Source organism: Aliidiomarina quisquiliarum (assembly GCF_023922585.1).
Taxonomy (GTDB): domain Bacteria; phylum Pseudomonadota; class Gammaproteobacteria; order Enterobacterales; family Alteromonadaceae; genus Aliidiomarina; species Aliidiomarina quisquiliarum.
Window position 1 is genome coordinate 1 of the sequence record NZ_JAMFTN010000039.1, and the last position, 1,214, is coordinate 1,214.

A 1,214-nucleotide genomic window follows, 5' to 3' on the forward strand; every position below is an offset into this window, starting at 1 on the left:
CATGCGCGTGGGATAGATATTCCGCCCTCGGTAGACCCGCTTGGAATTCATCCAAATGCGGATCGAGCAGGGCTTGATGCGCTGCGCAGATTTAGAGATTGGGATGAAGGAAGATAAATTGTGTTAGAAAAAAAATCATCTAAAGGGCTACTGGCAATAATACTAGCTTTCACAGCTTTCTCTTCGTTTGGCCAGGTCAAGTTCATGGACGCAATTGATAGTGCTAAGGTACGGTCTAGCTATATTGTGGTCGCGGAAATTAATCGGGGCGAGATTCTTCAAACTGAAGAAATAGATTGCGGAGGACTGTATCACGCTAGTGTTCAAAACACGCTACATGGGCAATCTGAACGAACACAGATAGCTTTTTTTTCCAGCGAACGTTTAATGATAGGGGCTAACTACATCATCTTCTTGGAGAAAGGAAATCTATTTGAACTTCCAGCTAGTGTAGTCGCTGTTGAGCATCAACCAGTTGATATTTCGAAAATGTGTAAGAATGGTTTGGTAGGCGATGCCGCAACTCTGTGGACAGGCCTGAATCCTGTGGTGCTGGAAGTGATACGCCCCTCCTTTGACCGCGATACCAATTGGGTCATTTTCGATGGTATGAGATATATTCTGTCGAGCGCACTAACCACAAGGTATGAAGACGTAGAGCAATGCGAACTGGAACTTGAAACTCTTGAACCGAGAGATTGCGCATTAGTAAGCCGACGTACCCTTGTGCCTGTAGACGAGTTTCTAGAGTTGCTCAAAGAATAATAGTTGTTTTAACCAATGTACTGAGTCTAGAGTGTGCCAAATTTATTGAGGACTAGCACAACTTTCTTGATTCAATAGTGGTTACTATAAATATAACAGTACGAACCTAATGCGTTTTCAGCGGGTGCGTCAAGGAAGTGCTTCTGGAAGCATTCTGTATCGGTTTAGTTATGACGCGAATGGCAACGTGACTCATAACGGAAAACAGGCATTTAGCTACACGCATATTGATATACCGAGTTTAGTTAGCCGCAGTACTTCATTGCGTACGGAATTCAAATACGGTCCTGCACGTGAATTGGTGTGGCGACGGGACACCCAACAGGGTCAAGTGACGACCCGTTGGCAATTCCCGGGTTATGAGCCGTGGCGTTACCCGATGGTGCGGTAGAGCATCACTATCGTGCGGGCAGCACGGTGATAACACAGATTGAGCCGGCGAGTGGCGA

Annotated in this window: 1 protein-coding gene; it reads left to right on the plus strand. The window is 45.9% G+C overall.

The window, feature by feature from the left end; all coding sequences use genetic code 11:
* Positions 1-120: 120 nt before the first annotated feature.
* Positions 121-765 carry a hypothetical protein gene (locus tag M1L23_RS12820; RefSeq protein ID WP_252627838.1) on the plus strand — a complete coding sequence of 215 codons (645 nt, stop codon included), beginning with the start codon at positions 121-123 and terminating at the stop codon, positions 763-765.
* The last annotated feature ends 449 nt before the right edge of the window (positions 766-1,214 follow it).